Annotated in this window: 2 tRNA genes; both read right to left on the bottom strand. The window is 50.0% G+C overall.

The window, feature by feature from the left end:
* Positions 1–91: 91 nt before the first annotated feature.
* Positions 92–164: transfer RNA gene (locus KNP83_RS14990), tRNA-Ala, on the bottom strand.
* Positions 165–185: 21 nt separating this feature from the next.
* Positions 186–262: transfer RNA gene (locus KNP83_RS14985), tRNA-Ile, on the bottom strand.
* Positions 263–382: the final 120 nt, after the last annotated feature.

The raw sequence follows: 382 nt of genomic DNA, 5'->3' as shown, positions 1-382 counted from the left end.
ATCTAGCGTCTAAGACACACGGTCCTCACGGACCATATGTGAAATAATTGGTTTGATGTCTTGATGAATCTTCAGTTTTCAAGGAACAAAGTGGAGCCTAGCGGGATCGAACCGCTGACCTCCTGCGTGCAAGGCAGGCGCTCTCCCAGCTGAGCTAAGGCCCCATAAGGGTATTCTCAAAAAAATGGTGGGCCTAAGTGGACTCGAACCACCGACCTCACGCTTATCAGGCGTGCGCTCTAACCAGCTGAGCTATAGGCCCTCATAATTTGATTGTCGAGAGTTTTTGGTCTCTCAAAACTGAACGATGGGCAATGCCACATGGGCATTTTCCTTAGAAAGGAGGTGATCCAGCCGCACCTTCCGATACGGCTACCTTGTT

Source organism: Exiguobacterium sp. s146 (assembly GCF_018618415.1).
GTDB lineage: Bacteria > Bacillota > Bacilli > Exiguobacteriales > Exiguobacteriaceae > Exiguobacterium.
This window is presented reverse-complemented; position numbering and strand designations above follow the sequence as displayed.